Genomic DNA, 3,080 nt, shown 5'->3' with positions numbered 1-3,080 from the left:
CGTTCTTTAAAAATTCGGATATGTGATAGATATAGACTGACATGCACTTTCACTGGTGTGTGATCAGGCTAAGGTAAAATTTGTGAGTTCTGCTCTTAATTGAGCGAAATGCGAATTTTCGGCGAATGTCGTCTTCACAGTATAACCAGATTGCTTGGGGTTATATGGTCAAGTGAAGAAGCGCATACGGTGGATGCCTTGGCAGTCAGAGGCGATGAAAGACGTGGTAGCCTGCGATAAGCTTTGGGGAGTCGGCAAACAGACTGTGATCCAGAGATCTCTGAATGGGGGAACCCACTCAGCATAAGCTGAGTATCTTGTACTGAATACATAGGTGCAAGAGGCGAACCAGGGGAACTGAAACATCTAAGTACCCTGAGGAAAAGAAATCAACCGAGATTCCCTTAGTAGTGGCGAGCGAACGGGGACCAGCCCTTAAGTTGGTTTGAGATTAGTGGAACGCTCTGGAAAGTGCGGCCATAGTGGGTGATAGCCCCGTACACGAAAATCTCTTGTCAATGAAATCGAGTAGGACGGAGCACGAGAAACTTTGTCTGAATATGGGGGGACCATCCTCCAAGGCTAAATACTACTGACTGACCGATAGTGAACCAGTACCGTGAGGGAAAGGCGAAAAGAACCCCGGAGAGGGGAGTGAAATAGAACCTGAAACCGTATGCGTACAAGCAGTGGGAGCCTACTTTGTTAGGTGACTGCGTACCTTTTGTATAATGGGTCAGCGACTTATATTCAGTGGCGAGCTTAACCGAATAGGGGAGGCGTAGCGAAAGCGAGTCTTAATAGGGCGTTTAGTCGCTGGGTATAGACCCGAAACCGGGCGATCTATCCATGGGCAGGTTGAAGGTTAGGTAACACTGACTGGAGGACCGAACCGACTACCGTTGAAAAGTTAGCGGATGACCTGTGGATCGGAGTGAAAGGCTAATCAAGCTCGGAGATAGCTGGTTCTCCTCGAAAGCTATTTAGGTAGCGCCTCATGTATCACTGTAGGGGGTAGAGCACTGTTTCGGCTAGGGGGTCATCCCGACTTACCAAACCGATGCAAACTCCGAATACCTACAAGTGCCGAGCATGGGAGACACACGGCGGGTGCTAACGTCCGTCGTGAAAAGGGAAACAACCCAGACCGTCAGCTAAGGTCCCAAAGTCATGGTTAAGTGGGAAACGATGTGGGAAGGCTTAGACAGCTAGGAGGTTGGCTTAGAAGCAGCCACCCTTTAAAGAAAGCGTAATAGCTCACTAGTCGAGTCGGCCTGCGCGGAAGATGTAACGGGGCTCAAACCATGCACCGAAGCTACGGGTATCACCTTTTGGTGATGCGGTAGAGGAGCGTTCTGTAAGCCTGTGAAGGTGAGTTGAGAAGCTTGCTGGAGGTATCAGAAGTGCGAATGCTGACATGAGTAACGACAATGCGAGTGAAAAACTCGCACGCCGAAAGACCAAGGTTTCCTGCGCAACGTTAATCGACGCAGGGTTAGTCGGTCCCTAAGGCGAGGCTGAAAAGCGTAGTCGATGGAAAACAGGTTAATATTCCTGTACTTCCAGTTATTGCGATGGAGGGACGGAGAAGGTTAGGCCAGCCTGGCGTTGGTTGTCCAGGTTTAAGGTGGTAGGCTGGAATCTTAGGCAAATCCGGGATTTCAAGGCCGAGAGCTGATGACGAGTTGCCTTTAGGCGACGAAGTGGTTGATACCATGCTTCCAAGAAAAGCTCCTAAGCTTCAGATAACTGGGAACCGTACCCCAAACCGACACAGGTGGTTAGGTAGAGAATACCAAGGCGCTTGAGAGAACTCGGGTGAAGGAACTAGGCAAAATGGCACCGTAACTTCGGGAGAAGGTGCGCCGGCGAGGGTGAAGGACTTGCTCCGTAAGCCCATGCCGGTCGAAGATACCAGGCCGCTGCGACTGTTTATTAAAAACACAGCACTCTGCAAACACGAAAGTGGACGTATAGGGTGTGACGCCTGCCCGGTGCCGGAAGGTTAATTGATGGGGTTAGCGCAAGCGAAGCTCTTGATCGAAGCCCCGGTAAACGGCGGCCGTAACTATAACGGTCCTAAGGTAGCGAAATTCCTTGTCGGGTAAGTTCCGACCTGCACGAATGGCGTAACGATGGCGGCGCTGTCTCCACCCGAGACTCAGTGAAATTGAAATCGCTGTGAAGATGCAGTGTATCCGCGGCTAGACGGAAAGACCCCGTGAACCTTTACTATAGCTTTGCACTGGACTTTGAATTTGCTTGTGTAGGATAGGTGGGAGGCTTTGAAGTGGGGACGCCAGTTCTCATGGAGCCATCCTTGAAATACCACCCTGGCAACTTTGAGGTTCTAACTCAGGTCCGTTATCCGGATCGAGGACAGTGTATGGTGGGTAGTTTGACTGGGGCGGTCTCCTCCCAAAGAGTAACGGAGGAGTACGAAGGTGCGCTCAGACCGGTCGGAAATCGGTCGTAGAGTATAAAGGCAAAAGCGCGCTTGACTGCGAGACAAACACGTCGAGCAGGTACGAAAGTAGGTCTTAGTGATCCGGTGGTTCTGTATGGAAGGGCCATCGCTCAACGGATAAAAGGTACTCCGGGGATAACAGGCTGATACCGCCCAAGAGTTCATATCGACGGCGGTGTTTGGCACCTCGATGTCGGCTCATCACATCCTGGGGCTGAAGCCGGTCCCAAGGGTATGGCTGTTCGCCATTTAAAGTGGTACGCGAGCTGGGTTTAGAACGTCGTGAGACAGTTCGGTCCCTATCTGCCGTGGACGTTTGAGATTTGAGAGGGGCTGCTCCTAGTACGAGAGGACCGGAGTGGACGAACCTCTGGTGTTCCGGTTGTCACGCCAGTGGCATTGCCGGGTAGCTATGTTCGGAAGAGATAACCGCTGAAAGCATCTAAGCGGGAAACTTGCCTCAAGATGAGATCTCACTGGGATCTTGAATCCCCTAAAGGGCCGTCGAAGACTACGACGTTGATAGGTTGGGTGTGTAAGCGCTGTGAGGCGTTGAGCTAACCAATACTAATTGCCCGTGAGGCTTGACCATATAACACCCAAGCAATTTGCT

General features: G+C 51.3%; 1 rRNA gene. It reads left to right on the top strand.

Annotation, left to right across the window (positions count from 1 at the left end):
* Positions 1–166 precede the first annotated feature (166 nt).
* Positions 167–3,059, top strand: a 23S ribosomal RNA gene (locus tag IAE39_RS29245).
* The last annotated feature ends 21 nt before the right edge of the window (positions 3,060–3,080 follow it).

The sequence above is a fragment of the Pseudomonas sp. S37 genome (assembly GCF_016658545.1).
GTDB lineage: Bacteria > Pseudomonadota > Gammaproteobacteria > Pseudomonadales > Pseudomonadaceae > Aquipseudomonas.
The sequence above is the reverse complement of the archived record's forward strand: the minus strand, read 5'-3'. Positions and strand labels throughout refer to the sequence as shown.